The organism is Gordonia lacunae, assembly GCF_002149015.1.
GTDB classification, from domain to species: Bacteria; Actinomycetota; Actinomycetes; order Mycobacteriales; family Mycobacteriaceae; genus Gordonia; species Gordonia lacunae.
Window position 1 is genome coordinate 1 of sequence record NZ_NGFO01000017.1, and the last position, 17,057, is coordinate 17,057.

Sequence of the window (17,057 nt, forward strand, 5' to 3'; positions counted from 1 at the left end):
CTGCGACTGCGACCTCGACCACGTCGTCGAATACGACCACACCCACCCCGCCCGGGGCGGGGCGACGTCGAGTGAGAACCTCAACAGCAAATGCCGGGGTGCGCATCTGTTGAAAACCTTCGGCGACTGGGTTGATGTGCAGTACCGCGACCGCGAGGGTCGTCTGGTCACCGAATACCTAACCCCCGAAGGCCTCACCCTGTACGGGGACGCCGAAACGCTCGAAGACACCTTCCCCAACCTGCGGCGGATCCGGTTCGAACAGCCTGCCCAAGCACCACCCACACCACGGGTCATAACCCCGGCCGACAACCCCGAACGCACCCGCAGCCGACTCGACGCCAAACTGGCCCGCCGGCGAAACGAACGCGCCCGCAACAAGAGGCAACGCGAGGCCGAGTTGGAGGCCGATCGACAGGACTTCCTCGACAACCCTCCGCCGTTCTGAAACCGGTTGCAGCGGTCGCACTTTGGGGCCTGATCGCATAAGGGGTCCGGACGCAAGAATCCCCAGCAGGGTGAACTGCTGGGGATTGTTGTGGTGGCCAGAGTCGGGATCGAACCGACGACCTTCCGCTTTTCAGGCGGACGCTCGTACCAACTGAGCTACCTGGCCGGAAGGCACCGGTTGTCATTGAAACCGAAACCTTTGGCGACCCTGACGGGACTCGAACCCGCGACCTCCGCCGTGACAGGGCGGCGCGCTAACCAACTGCGCCACAGGGCCTTGTTAAATTATCTGCGCGATACTCGTTACCGAGTGCCGCGCAGGCGTACCCCCTACGGGATTCGAACCCGCGCTACCGCCTTGAAAGGGCGGCGTCCTAGGCCGCTAGACGAAGGGGGCCGGTCGTGTTCTCCGTTGGGAGCTTCGATAGCTTATGACAGGTGCCGCGCAAACCACAAATCGCCTGCTCAAGGCCACAAACGGGCCATCCTGCGCAGCTCGCCGACACGCACACCGAGGCTCGCGTTCAGCGCGCCCCGGCACGTTGTAAACTCATCGACGCCCCGGGTCACCGAGGCACGCGCCCCTATAGCTCAGTTGGTAGAGCTACGGACTTTTAATCCGCAGGTCCCAGGTTCGAGCCCTGGTGGGGGCACCATCATGACCAGGCGATTCGCTCACACGGCGGGTCGCTTTCGTCATTCCCGGTGCGTCCGTGCCCGCCGGGGGGCACTTCCGGCTCGGCGCGACCACTCACCCGAACGGATGAAATCACAGATAGCGCAGTGAAGTTCGGCCGCTGTACGCGGATACTCTGGCCGTGGTCCGGATTCGCCTTGCTCTCGTCGCAGCTCTCACCATCGCGCTCTGCTGGGCGATCGCGCCGCCGGCGCCCGCAGCTCCGGGCGCACCTGAGTACGTCGCCTTGGGCGATTCGCGCGCCGCGGCGCCCACCCGTACGTCCGCCCGTCAACCAGATGGGTGTGGGCGCACACTCGACGGCTACCCGGCGCACGTCGCCTCACAACTGGGGGTGACCTACAAGTCGGTAGCCTGCGTCAACGCCCACACCGCGGACGTCACGTCCAACCCGCAGCTGACGATGTTCGGCCCCCGGCCCGTCCAGATCAATGCGCTGTCCAGCTCGACGCGACTCGTGACACTGTCGATCGGCGGTAACGATCTGGGATGGTGGTCGCTCGTCTCGTCCTGCTTCACGCGCAGGTTCGGTCAGGACGCCAGGTGCCGGCACGACCGCACGATGGCGCGACGAATCGACGCCGGCCTGACGGCAGTAGCGCCGAGGATCGCGACGACGCTGGACAAGATCGCCTCGCGAGCGCCCAGCGCCCGCGTCGTCCTCGTCGGCCATGGGGGCTACTACGGCCGAACCGGCTGCCCCGACGAGGCGAACATCAGCACCGCAGACGCCGCGTACCTACGGACGTTCTTCGACCGGTTCGACGCGATCCTGCGCACTGCTGCCGTCACCCGGTCGATGACGTTCGTGGATGTCGCCACCCCTGCCGTCGGCCATGACGCATGCGCCGGCACTGCGCGATGGTTCGAGGGGAATGTCTCGCGATCGCAGACACCACCTCGCCACCCGACGCCACTCGGAAGCAGGGCGATCGCGGGTCTGATCGTGAACGCCCTCTGACCGAGGTTCCACCGAGACCTGACGAGCACGCCCCAGGCTGCCGAAAAACGTTCTCATCGCGCCTGTTTCACCGGGAGCCGCCCCGGTGACCACCGGCCGCCTCGCCGGCCCGGGCTCCGACACGACCGACAACTCCGAGACACGCCGACTCGGTACAAAATTGTGCCAACTCCGCGGCACATCCGCAGCACCCGTATCAACCGACAGCGAGACGCTTTCAGCCGAACGTCTCGCAACAATCGGCCCCTTTCTTCCCCCATTCCCGATCGTTGCGATCGCGTCGGCGACTAACACGAAAAACGATTCACAAACACAAGCGGTCAATAGTCAACCGGGATTCATCAACCTTGGATTGTCAACTCGCAAGGCACAAGCGAGCATCCACCCTCACCGATTCAGACACCGCCGCGCACCCCACCCTGCCCCCGTCAGGGAATAACCTCAGCTCAAACCCCCTGAGACCAAGCCCATGAGACAATCTGCGTTGTCGTATCGACGCCGTTCTCGGCGGTCGGAACACTCGACAAGAATCACCTGACAAACGTTTCCAAGCCCCCTCCGAGCTGATCCGACAATCTCCGACAATCGCGCTCAGACACCGCGATTGAGTCGCTTGTCCAGGTTGCGCCGGATTTCGATTAAAGGGCTGTGGTTCGTTTGGACCAACACCGAAAGCGATCTGTGTAAAAGCTCCGGAATGCGTTGTAGGGTTCCGAATTGCCAAGGCAGCGAGCCGATCGAATACACCGACCGTTCGCCTCGGCTTCACTCAGGGGGAGTACATGAGCGTTCCAGTTGACCGGTTCACGCGTGCCTTCATCGGCACCGACCGTGCACCGGGCGCGACGCCGACCACGTCGCAGAGTTGGCTCGTCCAGTACGCGCGGCACGTCGCGTGGACCGATCTGTCGCTCATCTCGATCGCCGTCCTGACCGGGCAGTTCCTCCGGTTCGGCGCCGACCCCTTCCGACCTATCGGCCGCGATGGAATCCCCGCGCTCCTGGTCACCGTGACACTCATCGTCGGATGGCAGACGGCGTTGCGCATCGGACAGGCCGGCGATCCCCGCATCCTGGGCACCGGACCTGTTGAGTATCACCGTGTCCTGAGCGCCTGTTTCGTCTGTTTCGGAGCCTGGGCGATCATCGACCTCGCATTCGCTCTGGGTATCGCCCGGGGGTTCATCGCGATCGCTCTCCCGGCCGGGACGCTGATGCTCATCGCCGGCCGATGGGCCTGGCGCCGACACCTGCTGGTGGGCCGCGAGAGCGGACGATTCCTGCGATCGGTACTGGTCGTGGGCTCGAGATCATCCGCTCGTGCGCTCATCGATCGGCTGAACACCAACCCCGCCCTCGGTTACCGCGTCGTCGGGGTGTGCCTGACCGACCCCCTCGGCGCCGCTCCGACCCCGAGATTCGCCGGACACGCGACCCAGGGCGTGGTCGCCGAAGTCCCGGTCTTCGCCGGCTACGACCGGGCTTCCGAACTGGTCCGCACGTGCGGGGCCAACACCGTTGCCGTGACCTCCGCCGACGCACTCGGCCATCGAGCGATGCGTGAACTGTCGTGGGAGCTCGAGAACTGCGACGTCGAGATGCTCGTGGCCCCGGGACTGATCGACGTCGCCGGCCCGCGGATCACCATGCGTCCCGAGGCCGGCCTCCCCCTGCTCCACATCGATCGGCCGCGGTACAAGGGGGCCAACCGTTTCCTGAAGCAGACCTTCGACAAGGTTTTGACAGTGGTTGCGCTGGTGGTTCTTTCACCCCTGCTGGTCCTGTGCGCACTCGCGGTGAAGGTCGACAGCAGAGGCCCGGTGTTCTACCGCGCCGAACGCATCGGCACCGACAACACCCCGTTCGCCATGTGGAAGTTCCGCTCGATGGTCGTCGACGCGGACACCATGCGCGCCGGTCTCGCCGTCCGCGACGACGGGAACGGTGTGCTCTTCAAACTCCACGCCGATCCGCGCGTCACCCGTGTCGGTCGAATCATCCGGCGCTACAGCCTCGACGAACTGCCGCAGTTGTTCAACGTGCTGGGCGGGACGATGAGCCTCGTCGGTCCGCGTCCGCCCTTGCGTGAGGAGGTCGAGTCCTATGACCCGGTCGTCCGGCGACGCATGCTGGTCCGCCCTGGGATGACGGGCCTGTGGCAGATCTCCGGCCGCAGCGACCTCTCCTGGGAGGACTCCGTGCGACTCGATCTCTCCTACGTCGAGAACTGGTCACTGACCACCGATCTCGTCATCCTGTGGCGGACCGCGAGCGCCGTTCTGTCTCGCCGGGGCGCCTATTGACCGCCGCGTCCGCCCACCATCCGCACCACCACCACGGATCGACACCACTCGAAGGAAACATCATGAAGAAGGCCCTGATCACCGGGATCACCGGTCAGGACGGTTCCTACCTCGCCGAACTGCTCCTGTCCAAAGGCTATGAGGTACACGGACTGATCCGACGCTCGTCGTCGTTCAACACCGCCCGGATCGACCACCTCTACCAGGATCCGCACGACCCGTTCGCCCGCCTGTTCCTGCACTACGGCGATCTCAGCGACGGCGCTCGGCTGGTCACGCTGCTCGGGTCCATCGACCCGGACGAGGTCTACAACCTGGCCGCGCAGTCGCACGTCCGCGTCAGCTTCGACGAGCCCGAGCACACCGGCGACACCACCGGCATCGGCTCGGTCCGACTGTTGGAAGCGGTGCGCCAGGCCGGCATTCGTTGCCGGTACTACCAGGCGTCCAGCTCGGAGATGTTCGGCGCGTCTCCCCCGCCGCAGAACGAGGACACCCTGTTCTACCCGCGTTCTCCGTATGGGGCGGCAAAGGTCTACTCGTACTGGGTCACTCGTAACTACCGCGAGGCCTACGGCCTGTTCGCCGTGAACGGCATCCTTTTCAACCATGAATCTCCCCGCCGTGGTGAGACTTTCGTGACACGCAAGATCACCCGCGCGGTCGCCCGTATCAAGGCCGGCGTGCAGAAGGACCTCTACATGGGCAATCTCGACGCCGTGCGCGACTGGGGTTACGCGCCGGAATACGTCGAGGGCATGTGGCGCATGCTGCAGGCCGACGAGCCCTCCGACTACGTGCTCGCGACCGGTGTGCCCTTCACCGTCCGCGACTTCCTCCAGCACGCCTTCGATCACGCCGGTCTCGACTGGCGCGACCATGTCGTCTTCGACGAACGCTACCTGCGTCCCACCGAGGTCGACTCGCTGATCGGCGACGCGTCGAAGGCCGAGCTGGATCTCGGCTGGCGGGCCGCGGTCCGTGCACCGGAGCTCGCCCGGATCATGGTCGACGCCGACATCGCAGCCCTGAAATGCGAAGGCACGGAATGGATCGACAAGCCCCAGCTGCTCGCCTGGAGTCGCGCGTCATGACCACGGCCACTCCGCGGTCGCGCTGGTCACCGGGACCGATCGACCCGTCGGCCGCTGTGTACGTCGCAGGCCATCGCGGCCTCGCCGGATCGGCGCTCGTGCGGGCGCTACGGCGACGGGGAATCACCGACATACTCGGGCGCACCAGCCGCGAGCTCGACCTCCGCGACCGGCACAGCGTCTTCGAGTTCTTCGCACACAACACACCTGACGTCGTGATCCTGGCCGCGGCCCGGGTGGGTGGGATCGCCGCGAACAACACCTGGCCCGTCGACTTCCTCTCCGAGAACCTGCGCATCCAGGTCAACGTCCTCGACGCGGCGGCGGCACACGGCGTCGAGCGCGTGCTGTTCCTCGGCTCATCGTGCATCTACCCCAAGTTCGCACCGCAGCCGATCCGCGAGGATGCACTGCTCACCGGCGCCCTGGAACCGACCAATGATGCCTACGCGGTCGCCAAGATCGCGGGAATCACTCAGGTGCAGGCGACACGACGCCAGTACGGGCTGCCCTGGATCTCCGCGATGCCCACCAACCTGTACGGACCGAACGACAACTTCGCCGGCGAGACAAGCCACTTGCTGCCGGCGATGATCCGACGCTACGAATCGGCGCGCCGGGAGGCCGCGCCGAGCGTGACCAACTGGGGAAGCGGTACCCCGCGCCGCGAGCTACTCCACGTCGACGACATGGCCGAGGCCTGCCTGTACCTGCTCGAAAACCACGACGACCCGCGCCAGGTCAACATCGGCACCGGCGTGGACCATTCGATCGCCGAGATCGCCGAGATCGTGGCCGTCGCCGTGGGCTACGACGGCACCGTCGACTGGGACACCACCAAACCCGACGGAACGCCACGGAAGCTGCTCGACGTCAGCACCATTCACAACCTGGGATGGCGGCCGACGATCAGTCTCGAACGGGGTGTCGCCGAGGTGGTCGAGTGGTATCGGGCTGCACACCACCCCGAGATGGACGCCTTCTCAGAGATCGGGGCCGGCGATGTCCGGATCTGAGTCGTCGGTGATCACCGACGCCACCACCACCGTCCCGGGCGCGACGTCCCGGGAGACCACCGCGGCGGCTCCCACCACCGCGCGTCGTCCGATGGTCACCGGGCCGGTCACCCGCGCACGCAGCGCTATCCACGCACCGCTCTCGACCACGAGCTCACCGTGCGCACCGGCCGGGGACAGCAGCGCGGCCGCTTGGGACACCACGACGTTCGCGCCGATCCGGATCGAGCCTGCGCTGTCGAGAGTCACCGCCTCGCCGATCCAGGAGTCCTCGCCGATCGCGAGCCGCGCCGGACTCGTCACCCGCACGCGCGGCCGCATCAGCACACCGCGACCGATCTGTGCACCGAACATCCGAAGCGCCGCCAGCCGAACGGAATTGGGAACGAAGACCAACCCGATCGCGCGCATCACGAAAGGCCAAGCCAGCGATGACAACTGAGCTAACACGATCGCCATCGTATCGAACCGTGCGCCGTCCGGGCCCGGTGAACGACGTCGTCGAACCGACGAATCGGCCCGCGGGCCGCAAGTGTGTCGACTTCATCGCGATCAACTACGCCCCCGAGGTCACCGGGATCGCGCCCTACGTCACCGACATCACCCGACGCCTCGCCGCACGCGGATGGAGCGTACGAGTCATCACCGGTTACCCGCACTACCCGCAGTGGCGGCTCGACGGGGACATGTCCGACTACACGTCCACGGTTGTCGATCAGGGCGTCATCGTGGTGCGAGTACCGCACAGCATTCCGGAGGGCACCGCGCTGGTGTCCCGCTCGCGCATGGAACTCGAGTTCGGACTGCGCGCCATCGTCGCCCACCTGCGACCGGACGCCGTCACCGTCATGGCCAGCCCGCCGCTCATCGCGTCGGCGCTGGTGATGATGCGTCGCAAGGTCGGGCACCGCACGCTGTCGCCGATGGGGGTCTGGGTCCACGACCTGTACAGCCAGGCAGTCAGCGAAGCCGCCGCGGGCGGGTCCCTCAGCCGCACCCTCGTGAGCAGACTCGAGAAGTTCGCCCTCCGCTCCGCCGACGAGGTGGCGGTCGTGCATCCGCGTTTCGGCGAGATCATCGTCGATCGTCTCGGCGTCGACCCCACGGTGGTCACCCACGTCCGCAATTGGACCCAGGTGCGCCACGAACCACGGGCACCCCGGGATGTCGCTCGAGCCCGGTTCGGCATTCCCACCGACGCGATCGTCGCGGTGCACGCCGGCAACATGGGCCAGAAACAGGGCCTGGAGAACCTGGTCGATGCCGCCCGACTCGTCGCCGACTCATCGGACGCAGCGCGCAAGGTGCGCCTCTTCCTGGTCGGAGACGGCAATCAGCGCCGGCATCTCGAGGACCGCGCACACGGCTGCACGGACGTCACGTTCGTCGACTCCCTTCCCGACGATCAGTTCCACCTCATGCTCTCGGCCGCCGACGTCCTGGTGGTCAACGAGAAGCCCGGCGTCGTCGAGATGTCGCTGCCGAGCAAGCTGACCACCTATTTCAGTTATGGAATACCGGTGGTGGCAGCAGTTTCCGATGAAGGGATCACCGCGGCCGAGGTCCGGCATTCGCGCGCGGGCGTCGTCGTGCCGGCTGGCGACCCGGCCGCCCTGCTCGCCGCGATCGCGCAGGTCGCCGTCGACACCATCGGCGCACAGGCGATGGGCGACGCCGGCGAGCGGTATTCGCGAGAGGTTCTCGGCGCCGACGCCGCCGTGGAGAGGTTCGAGACGTGGCTGCGCAAGCTGTCGCACCATGCCTCGGTGCGGGCATGACCGTGACGACACCGACCACGACAACCGCGCGCTCGGAGGTGCTCTCCGAGCTCGAACCCAGGCGCCTGCGCGACTACATCGTCGACAAGTCCGATCGCGGACGGAATCGACTCTGGATGGTCACCTGGCTGGGCGTCGGCGCCGTCATGCGAAGCGGGGTCGGCGGCACCGCGCTGCGTGCCCGCCTGTTGCGTGCCTTCGGCGCACGGGTGGGCGCCGGGTGCGACATCCATCGCAGCTTCCGGGTCCACTTCCCGTGGAAGCTGGCCGTCGACGAGGGGGTCCGTATCGACCCCGATGTGTGGATCATCAACCCGGAGCCGGTGTCCATCGGCGCCGAATGTCTGCTCGGACGGCGGACGGTCATCTGCTCGGGCGGGCACGACCACCGTTCGCCCACTTTCACCCGCACCAGCGAGTCGGTCGTCATCAGCGATCGCTGCCACCTCGGCAACGGTGTGACAGTGCTGAAGGGCGTTGTGCTGCAGCCCGGTACGCGGGTACCGGCCGGAGCGGTGGTCATCCCGGCGATCTCGGCGATGTCGCGTCGTACGACACCGGGCGGTCGATCATGAGAATTCTGCAGGTTCTCACGCTTCTGTCGCCGGCCGGTGAGTTCGGTGGTCCCGCAACCGTTGCGGTCAATCAGAGCCGTGCGCTGGCCCAGCGGGGGCACGCGGTCACGCTCATCGCCGGTTCCTTCGACGAGCCCGGGTCGGCCCCCGACGTGCCGGGTGTCCGTGTCCTCACGTTCCCGACGCGAGCCGTCGGCCGCGGGCGGGGCTTCGCCCGCATCGTCGCGCCGTCGATGCTGCGCTGGATTCGGACGCACGCCGGCGATTTCGACGTCGCCCACGTCCATCTCGGCCGCGACTTCGTGACCCTGCCCGCTGCCCGCCTATTGTCGTGGGGCAACGTCCCGACGCACGTGCAGACACACGGGATGATCAACCCTCGGCCGTCGCTGCCCTATCAGGTGATCGACCGGGCCCTCACGATCCCGGCGGTGCGCCATGCGCGAACGGCCTTCTACCTCAACGACGTCGAGTTGCGCAAGCTCCGGGCGGCGATCGGTGGCTCGCCCCGCTACTCGTACCTGGGCAATGGCGTCCCGCTGCCCGATGCGGTCCGGCCGGCCCGGCCCGATGGCCTGCCCGAAGTCCTCTTTCTCGCGCGCTTGCATCCGCGGAAACGAGCAGTCACCTTCGCCCGCGTCGCGACCGAGCTCGCGCCACGATTCCCGGCCCGTTTCACGATCATCGGCCCCGACGAAGGCGACGGGCCCGCCGTCGACGAGGTGCTGCGGGACTTCCGGGCGAGCCAGGACGCGGAGGTCGCCGACCGCATCCGTCGCGAGGCGCCGATTCCCGGAGGCAGGGTGACCGAGCGTCTCGCACAAGCGGCGATCTACGTACTCCCGTCGATTCATGAGCCGCTGCCGATGTCGGTCCTCGAGGCAATGGCCGCCGGTCTGCCGGTGGTCGTCACCGACACCTGCGGGTTCGCCGGTCTGGTCGCCGACGCCGACGCCGGCCTCGTCGTCGACGACTCGATGGGCGCGCTGTCGGCGGCTCTGATCGGACTACTCACCGACCCCGCGCGGGCACGTGCGCAGGGACTGCGGGGGCGGCACGCCGTCGAACAGCACTGGGGCATCACGTCGATCGCCCGACAACTGGAGGAGCACTACGATGCGGCCGGCTGACCTCGCCGACACGACGAACAGCACGGGGGCTGTCCGCGTCTCGATCCTCGTTCCGTCCTTCAATCCGGGTGCTCACTTCGAACCGGCGATCCGTTCGGCACTCGACCAGATGGGCCCGCACGACGAGATCCTCATCCAGGACGCCGGTTCGACCGACGGAACCCAGGACCTCATCGCCGCCTTCGCCGAATCGGATCCGCGGGTGAAAGCCGTGATCGAGGCGGACGACGGTCAGTCGGACGCTCTCAACCGGGCACTGGCTCGTTCCGACGGGCACTGGGTCCTCTGGCTCAACGCCGACGACGTTCTCGTCGAGGGTGCACTCGCCGCTGTCCGCGCGGCGGTTGATGATTCATCCGGTGCGACGGTCCTGACGGGAGATCACCAGTTGCTCCGGGCGGGCGGCGAGGTGGTCGGGACGTACCGGGGCAGGCCCATCGAGACGCGAACCCTGTTGCGACGATCGACATGCGCGTCGTTCTCCGGTTCGGTGGTCATGCGCCGGGACTATCTGGAGTCACTCGGCGGGTTCGACACGGATCTGCACTGCACGATGGACTACTCGCTGCAGTTCCGTATCGCCGAGACCGCGCCGGTGCAGCATTCGATACCGGTACCGATCGGCGCGTTGCGTTTCCACGATGCCTCGAAATCAGCCAACCTGTGGCGCACCTTCCTGGCCGAGTCGTTCCGTCTGAGGCAGCGTTTTGCGATGTCCCCCAAGGATCGCCTGCTGGGCCTCGTGGGCACCGTCGAACAACTCGCCTCGTTTCTCGTGTTCCGCATCCGGCTGACTCCGGCCTATCGAAGGGTGCGCGGTGTCCTCCGCGATTGACCAGAGCCACACCGGCACCCGGATTCGCACCGATGCCGCCGTGCGGATTCTGGCCCGGGTGGCCAGTTCCGCGATGCTCGGTGTCTTCTTGTTGCTTCTGGCCAGAGCACTCCCGGTCGAGGAATTCGGCCAGTTCGTCCTCGCCTACACCCTCGGCGTGGTGACCGGCCTGGCCGTGGGCTTCGGCGCACCCATCCGGGTGATGCGCGTCAGCGCGTCGGGTAGAGACGACCGCACGGCCGCAGATCTGTATGTCGCGCACACCATCGCCGTGTCCACCGTCTTCGTCGTCGCCGGTGCCGGTTTCGTCTTGTGCGGGATACCACTCATCGTGGTCGCGGGCGTGCTGTTCGCCTTCTCCGACACCGTGCAGAACTTCGCGCAGAACTTCCTGTCGGGCATTCATGCGCACACCGCCGCCAGCGGCCTCGTCGTCGTGCAGCGCGCCGTACCCCTTCTGGCGTGGGGCGGGCTGGCGCTGTCCGGCCATGGTCTCGAGGCCTCCGCACTCGTGCTGATCTTCGCGTGCACGGCCGTGACCGCGCTGGTGGTCCCCGCGGTGTTGATCGGAGTCCGGGAGCTTCGGGCCGCCGCCGGTGAACTTCGCGGGCCGAATTCGGACACCGCCCGTTACTGGGCGCTCGCGATGTCGGGAACCCTGGCGCAGCTGCAGGTCTCGGCTCTCGCCGTCGCCGCGCCGCCGCTGACCGTCGGCTACTTCGCGATGGCCACGAGGGTCACCGGGCCGCTCACACTGCTGTCCGCCGCGCTGTCGACAGTTGCGGTCCCCGAACTCGCCCGCTCCATCGACGACGCGGCGACCTTCGACCGGATCTACCGCCGCTACCGAAACGTCGTCATCGCCTATTGCATTGTCGTCGTCATCGCGGCGTGGCCGGCCGCCTGGGCCATCGTGCAGATCGTCGGCGCGAAATACGAACCGGCCCAGACCCTCGTGTTCGGCATGATCATCGCGGCCGGCATCTCGTCGCTCTCGCAGGCGATCAGCTCCAAACACATCGCCGCGGGTCGTCCCGGCACCGTGACCACAGCGATCGTTCTGGGTGGCGCGGTGACGCTGGCCCTGCTCCTCCTCACCGGCGCACTCGACCGCCTCGACGCCATCTGGCTCGCACCCGTCGCCGGTCAGCTACTCGTACTCGCCGCCCTGCTCTCCGACGTCCACGAAGGTGGGAGAATGACCCGACTCATCCGAACTCACTGGGAGAAAGCGCTTCTGACGGTCACCGTCGTGGTTCTCACCCTGACCGCCGGAGTCGCCTTCGCCGGCGCGCGTGAACCCCAGGACGCTGCGCAGCGAGCCGGTGTCGAGGTCACCTCCGCAGCGTCGACGTCGCGGTCGGCGGACGGCGGAGCGGTCAAGATCCTCGTCGTCGGCGACAGCTTCACCGAGGGAACAACCTACGGCGGTAAAGGCAGTTCGAACTGGACCCGCATCGCACAGGGCCGGCTGTCGGCGGTCCACCTGAACGCATGCCCGGTGCTGCTACGGGTGTCCGGCCGGGGCGGTGCCGGCTACCTCACCACCGGCATCCGGCACACCACCTTCGCTTCGGAGGCACAGCGACTGCTCACTCCCGACGTCTCGGCGATCGTGCTCGTCGGCAGCGGCAATGACCTCTCGCACCCGTCGAAGCAGTACCGCGCCGCGGTCAACGACACCATCCGCGCGGTGCGCAAGGCCCGGCCCGAACTGCCCGTCGTCATCGTCGGACTCTCCTGGATTCACGATGCTCCGGTTGCGCCGGAGTATCTGCGCGCCAACAGGTTGCTCGCCGACGCCGCGAAGCGCCACGGGGCGTCCTTCGTCGATCCGATCAGAAGTGGTTGGTACGCCGCCCCACGCGACCACTCGATCGTCGGTGCTGATCTGCGTCATCCGACCGACGAGGGGCATGCCATCATCGCCGACCACATGACGCCGGTCCTGGAAGGTCTGGCGCGCAAAGGCAGCTGCGAATGAACCCGGTACGAGTCACCCACATCCGCCCACGGGTCATTCGTGTTGCGACCGCGCTGGGGGTCACCGCATGTCTCGGGCTGATCGTCGGGATGGCGGTGACCACCTTTTCGACGCAACACGCGATGGTCCAGGCGACTTCGCGCGTCGTCCTCACCTATGAACGCGATGCGATGCAACTGCCGCAGGACTTCGACCCCGCACCCACCATGCTCCTGACGCGGAGTATCGAGTCCTACTCGTCGTTGGTCACCAGCGAGAACTTCCTCCGTCGCGTGATCGACACCCACCAGATAGCGATGAGCCCCGCCGAACTCCGGCGCGCGGTCTCGATCACTGCTCCGCCGGAGACGACGATCATGGACTTCACCGTCCGGGGCGACGACGCGCGCACCGTCGAAGCTGCCGCGATGGGCGTCGGGCGCGAGTTCACCGCGGCCCTGGCCGAGCTCGAGTCTCCGGCACCGATCGAATCAGTCGTCCTGGGACCGGTGGGCGCCGATCGGACATTTCCCGATGCGCTGGTGCGCACCGCACTGCTGGCGTCCCTGGCGGGACTGACCGCGCTGGCTCTCGCCGTGATGTTCACCCGACGCCTGGCCCGACATCCACTCCCCCAACCCACACCGACCGCAGATGTCTGGAGGACACCATGAAGCGACCCAACAAGTGGCTCAGCCTGATCGTCTGGCTGCTCCCCGCGTCAACGGCGAAGAACGCGGTGCTGCGCATCCTCGGCAACACCATCGGTCACGACGTCAGCCTCGGACCGAACCTCGTCCTCGGATGCGGACCGTTCCGCATCGGAGACCGCGGAGTGATCGCGCCGTTCAACATCTTTCGGCAGATGGCGCAAGTCGAACTCGAGAAGGACAACTTCATCGGGCGGCTGAACCAGTTCACGGCCGCGCCGTCGTACCAGAGATTCAGCGACCGCGCCGGGGTGCTGTCGATGGCCGAGCAGGCCGCCGTCACGAACCGCCACTACTTCGATTGCTCGGGCCGGATCGAGATGGAGCCGTACAGCGCAGTGGGCGGTACGCGGAGTCTCCTGCAGTCCCACGAGATCGACATCGTCGAGGACCGGACCACCATCGGCACCATCACCATCGGTGAGCGGAGCCTGACCGCGACCGCATGTCTCATTCTCAAGAACGCTGCCATCCCGGCATATTCACTCGTCGCCGCCGGATCGGTGGTGACCGCGGCGACCGAATCCGCGGTCGGCGACGCCGGGTTGTACGCCGGGGCACCGGCACGGTGGCGGCGCGATCTCCCCGAATGCAAGTGGTGGTACCGGTCGTCGTATATGACCCCGGTGCGGGAGGTCGAGGGATTCTGATGATTCCGACCTCCTCGTCCCGGCTGTCGACGATGACCCTTGCGCTTCTGGCCGTCGCTGTCGTCGTCCTGGGTTCGGCGTGCACCACGACGGCTGAGGCCGAACGGTCTGACGATCGAGTCGCATCGGCACAGGGCGCCACCGTGCACGTCGATTACGCGACGGCGGCTGCCGTGCCGCCCGGATTCGTCACCGTCGAGCGAGGCCGCAGTCTGCACCCGCTCCGAGTCACGGACGGGCGTCTGCTGCACGGTACGTCCTCGGCATCTGATGCGGCGTCGTACATCTCGACCGATCTCTCGCCCGCCCGAGTCACGCGAATCGGCGCGACCGCGAGCTTCACCGGAGACGATTCCGGGGCGATCGCGCTGCTCGTCAGCGCGAAACCGGTGCCGGCGAACGAGTCCGATGCGGCGCCCGATGCCGCGGTGCATTTCGTCGCGACGCGGACGGGATGGTCGTATGCGATCTGGCAAGCGGGCGACGCCGGACAGACGATCCTGGGCCAGGGCACCTATCGGACCGCGTTCGACCGCGACGCCGCTCGATTCGAGATCGAACTCGACGGGGATCGGGCGAAGGTCTACCTGCCCGACGCCACGTCGATCGTGTTCACCGACAACCGCATCGCCGAGTTCGGCGGGAGCTGGGCGTCCTGGGAGCTCTACGAGGATGCCCCGGGCACGAGTCCCGCGTCCTTCCGGGAGTTGTGGGCGTCATGACCATGATCTGCGCGACCTTGCTGGTCGCACTGGGCTTGTTCGTCGCAGTCGCCCACGAAAGACAGTGGACCCAGCATGTCGATCGGTTCCTGTGCAGCTGGCTGATCGCGTTGACGGCGTGGCCGGTCATCGTCATCTATGCTGTGGCACCGGCCTTGTGGTCGACGGCCGATGCCGCCGGGCCGATCTTTGCGGTCCTGTTGTACGGGCCTGCAGCGGGTATCAGCGTGGCAGCCGCCCTTCGTGCGGTGGCCACCAGCGATCTCCGCATCGACGGCTCGGCGGCGGTCCTCGCGCTGTTGATGTTGTACGCCTGCGCAGCGATGTTCGTCGACGGTTCGGGCAGGATCGTCAATCTCGTGATGTCGATGGCGCTCCTGGTGGGATTCGTGTTCCGCTACCGGACCTTCGGGCTCGACGACGTGGCCAGATCTGCCCGCATCGCGCTCGTCGTGACGACCGGATTCCTGCTGGTCTCGGTGCTGTGCAACTCGTCTCGCGTCGTCGGGGCATGTCGGATCGACAAGTGCACCGACCTCGGCGCGGTGCTCACGTCGCCGTTCGCCGGCAACGGCAACCTCGCGGGAATCACCATCACCGCCCTGTTGCCCTTCGCGGTCTACCGCGTGGCCATGTGGCGTGTGCTCGCCGCGGTCGCCGGGGTTGCGTTGATCGGCCTCCTCGCCGGCAGCCGAACCGCCTTCGGCGGAATCGCGGTGGCGGGCTTGCTCGGCGTACTGCTGGCCGTCCCCGCGATCACGCCCCGCGTGCGCAACCTGATGCTGGGTCTCGCACTCGTGGCCAGCGCGGTCTACTCGCTGTTCCCGCTCTACATCGGATACACCAACGCCGACTACAGCTTACGGGGATACCTCTGGAACCAGGCGCTGCGGGAGATCCCCGACCAGTGGTTCTTCGGCCACAACCCGGCGTTCTGGGTGGAGTCCGGCGCGTCGTTGTTGTTCAAGGCCAACTATTCCCCGCACAACGGATGGCTCGAAATCCTGTTGTCGGTGGGGGTCTGGGGGGTCTTGCTGATCGTCGTGGCCGCCGTCGTCAAAGTGGTCCAGACCACCGACGGGACGGCGCGGGCCTATCTGCTCGCCTACTTCAGCACGATCCTCGCCCTCAGTTCGCTGGAGGCGGTGTACGTGCCCTACTTCCTCGGCATCGCACCATTCGCGGCGCTGCTCCCCTACTTCCTGTATCCCCACCGTTCGCCCGCTCACCGTTCATCCCAATCCTGTTCACCCGTGCCCGGTCACGAGGTGCCCACCGAGTCGCAGATGGAGTCCCGATGAAAGTCCTCAACGTCATTGCCGCGAAATGGATGCTCGTCGTGGCATTCACCCTGATCGGTCTCATCGCCGCCATCGGGTACTCGCTGCTACAACCCCAGACCTACGTGGCGACCGTTCGGACCTACATCGCCACCGGCACCTCCGACATGCTGGAGGCCTACCAGGGAAACCAAGCCGCCCGGGCAAGCATCCAGACATTCGCAGTGCTGGCCACCGACCCGACCGTCGCGCAGCGGGCGATCGCCAGATCGGGAGTCGACATCCCTCTGCCACAGTTCATCTCCGAGATCTCGGTCAGCGTCCCGCCGCAAACCGTCATCCTCGATGTCTCCGTCCAGAACTCGACATCGGCCGACGCGGAACGACTCTCCACCGCACTCGCGCAGGAACTCGTCGGCACGGTCACAGCACTGCAGGAGCCGACCAGCGGGGGCCCCGGGGCCCTTCGACTGGTGGTCGTCGACCCGAATACCCAAGGCGCCGTGCGACAACAACTCATCGACCCGGTGCTCCTCGGCATCGGCGCGGTCGGCGGTGCGCTCGCCGGCTCCCTGATCGCACTGCTGCTCCATCGCCGCCGCGGCGGCATCTCTGATGCGAAGCACTCCGACCGCATCCCGGACGGACCGACGACCGGCGACATCGAGGTCACCATCAACCGCCCGTCCAGCGCGATGAGAAGCCAGCATGTGCCCGTCGAACAGTCGACGGCCGGGACCAATCGCCCCCCGCTGGTCGAGCAGGTGACGAGCGAAGCGAGGGACCGTGTCGAAACCATCGACCGTCCCGCGACTTACGCCGCTCGCCACACCGTCAGCCGGCATGCGGCCAGGGGCGGCAGCGGATTCGGGCGAGCCTAAGCAGGCTTGGCC

The 17,057-nt window shown here is 66.8% G+C and carries 15 protein-coding genes, 4 tRNA genes and 1 pseudogene; 16 read left to right on the plus strand and 4 right to left on the minus strand.

The genetic code is table 11. The features are described 5' to 3' along the window. Positions 1 to 448: pseudogene (locus CA982_RS15165) on the plus strand (HNH endonuclease); the annotation flags it as partial. A gap of 91 nt (positions 449 to 539) precedes the next feature. Here the strand turns inward: CA982_RS15165 and CA982_RS15170 are convergent. The 3 genes from CA982_RS15170 to CA982_RS15180 all read right to left on the minus strand — a co-directional run bounded on the left by CA982_RS15170 (position 540) and on the right by CA982_RS15180 (position 847). Next, positions 540 to 616, minus strand: a tRNA-Phe gene (locus CA982_RS15170). A 34-nt stretch (positions 617 to 650) separates the two neighbouring features. Next, positions 651 to 727 (minus strand) — tRNA-Asp (locus CA982_RS15175). Positions 728 to 774: 47 nt separating this feature from the next. Next, a tRNA-Glu gene (locus CA982_RS15180) sits at positions 775 to 847 on the minus strand. A 183-nt stretch (positions 848 to 1,030) separates the two neighbouring features. On the opposite strand from CA982_RS15180, the gene CA982_RS15185 reads away from it, so the two are divergent. From CA982_RS15185 to CA982_RS15205, 5 genes are all read left to right on the plus strand, one after another. Further along, positions 1,031 to 1,106, plus strand: a tRNA-Lys gene (locus CA982_RS15185). Between the two features lie 162 nt (positions 1,107 to 1,268). Next, the gene (locus CA982_RS15190) at positions 1,269 to 2,108 is read left to right on the plus strand and encodes an SGNH/GDSL hydrolase family protein (protein ID WP_086536123.1); all 840 of its coding nucleotides are present in this window, start codon (positions 1,269 to 1,271) and stop codon (positions 2,106 to 2,108) included. 782 nt (positions 2,109 to 2,890) lie between these two features. Continuing rightward, complete coding sequence (locus CA982_RS15195; protein WP_086536124.1) at positions 2,891 to 4,411, plus strand: sugar transferase; 1,521 nt, start codon at positions 2,891 to 2,893, stop codon at positions 4,409 to 4,411. 62 nt (positions 4,412 to 4,473) lie between these two features. Further along, positions 4,474 to 5,505: a GDP-mannose 4,6-dehydratase gene (gene gmd, locus CA982_RS15200; protein WP_086536125.1), complete on the plus strand. Its 1,032-nt coding sequence runs from the start codon at positions 4,474 to 4,476 to the stop codon at positions 5,503 to 5,505. Beyond that, positions 5,502 to 6,521, plus strand: coding sequence for a GDP-L-fucose synthase family protein (locus CA982_RS15205; RefSeq protein ID WP_086536126.1), 1,020 nt, complete (start codon positions 5,502 to 5,504; stop codon positions 6,519 to 6,521). Before gmd ends, CA982_RS15205 begins: the two co-directional genes overlap by 4 nt. Here the strand turns inward: CA982_RS15205 and CA982_RS15210 are convergent. Next, positions 6,489 to 6,980, minus strand: coding sequence for an LbetaH domain-containing protein (locus tag CA982_RS15210; RefSeq protein WP_086536215.1), 492 nt, complete (start codon positions 6,978 to 6,980; stop codon positions 6,489 to 6,491). The two genes, CA982_RS15205 and CA982_RS15210, sit on opposite strands and share 33 nt — an antisense overlap. A gap of 11 nt (positions 6,981 to 6,991) precedes the next feature. On the opposite strand from CA982_RS15210, the gene CA982_RS15215 reads away from it, so the two are divergent. From CA982_RS15215 to CA982_RS15260, 10 genes are read left to right on the plus strand one after another with little or no spacing between them, the layout of a single operon-like run. Next, the gene (locus CA982_RS15215; protein ID WP_244176295.1) at positions 6,992 to 8,299 is read left to right on the plus strand and encodes a glycosyltransferase family 4 protein; all 1,308 of its coding nucleotides are present in this window, start codon (positions 6,992 to 6,994) and stop codon (positions 8,297 to 8,299) included. Then, positions 8,296 to 8,874 (plus strand): LbetaH domain-containing protein, encoded by a 579-nt coding sequence (locus CA982_RS15220; RefSeq protein ID WP_086536128.1) that lies wholly within the window; start codon positions 8,296 to 8,298, stop codon positions 8,872 to 8,874. The genes CA982_RS15215 and CA982_RS15220 overlap by 4 nt, the downstream gene beginning before the upstream one ends. Then, entirely contained in the window at positions 8,871 to 10,004 is a 1,134-nt protein-coding gene (locus CA982_RS15225; RefSeq protein ID WP_086536129.1) for a glycosyltransferase, read from the plus strand. Before CA982_RS15220 ends, CA982_RS15225 begins: the two co-directional genes overlap by 4 nt. After that, a complete protein-coding gene (locus CA982_RS15230) occupies positions 9,991 to 10,839 on the plus strand; it encodes a glycosyltransferase (protein ID WP_086536130.1) in 849 nt (282 codons plus the stop codon). The genes CA982_RS15225 and CA982_RS15230 overlap by 14 nt, the downstream gene beginning before the upstream one ends. Beyond that, positions 10,823 to 12,823: a GDSL-type esterase/lipase family protein gene (locus CA982_RS15235; protein ID WP_086536131.1), complete on the plus strand. Its 2,001-nt coding sequence runs from the start codon at positions 10,823 to 10,825 to the stop codon at positions 12,821 to 12,823. Before CA982_RS15230 ends, CA982_RS15235 begins: the two co-directional genes overlap by 17 nt. Beyond that, entirely contained in the window at positions 12,820 to 13,476 is a 657-nt protein-coding gene (locus CA982_RS15240) for a YveK family protein (protein WP_086536132.1), read from the plus strand. Before CA982_RS15235 ends, CA982_RS15240 begins: the two co-directional genes overlap by 4 nt. Next, a complete protein-coding gene (locus CA982_RS15245) occupies positions 13,473 to 14,162 on the plus strand; it encodes an LbetaH domain-containing protein (RefSeq protein ID WP_086536133.1) in 690 nt (229 codons plus the stop codon). The genes CA982_RS15240 and CA982_RS15245 overlap by 4 nt, the downstream gene beginning before the upstream one ends. Next, entirely contained in the window at positions 14,162 to 14,884 is a 723-nt protein-coding gene (locus CA982_RS15250) for a hypothetical protein (protein ID WP_086536134.1), read from the plus strand. The genes CA982_RS15245 and CA982_RS15250 overlap by 1 nt, the downstream gene beginning before the upstream one ends. Then, on the plus strand, positions 14,881 to 16,185 hold the full coding sequence (locus CA982_RS15255) for an O-antigen ligase family protein (protein WP_086536216.1): 1,305 nt from the start codon (positions 14,881 to 14,883) through the stop codon (positions 16,183 to 16,185). The genes CA982_RS15250 and CA982_RS15255 overlap by 4 nt, the downstream gene beginning before the upstream one ends. Further along, positions 16,182 to 17,045, plus strand: a complete 864-nt coding sequence (locus CA982_RS15260) for a YveK family protein (RefSeq protein ID WP_086536135.1) — start codon at positions 16,182 to 16,184, stop codon at positions 17,043 to 17,045. The genes CA982_RS15255 and CA982_RS15260 overlap by 4 nt, the downstream gene beginning before the upstream one ends. The last annotated feature ends 12 nt before the right edge of the window (positions 17,046 to 17,057 follow it).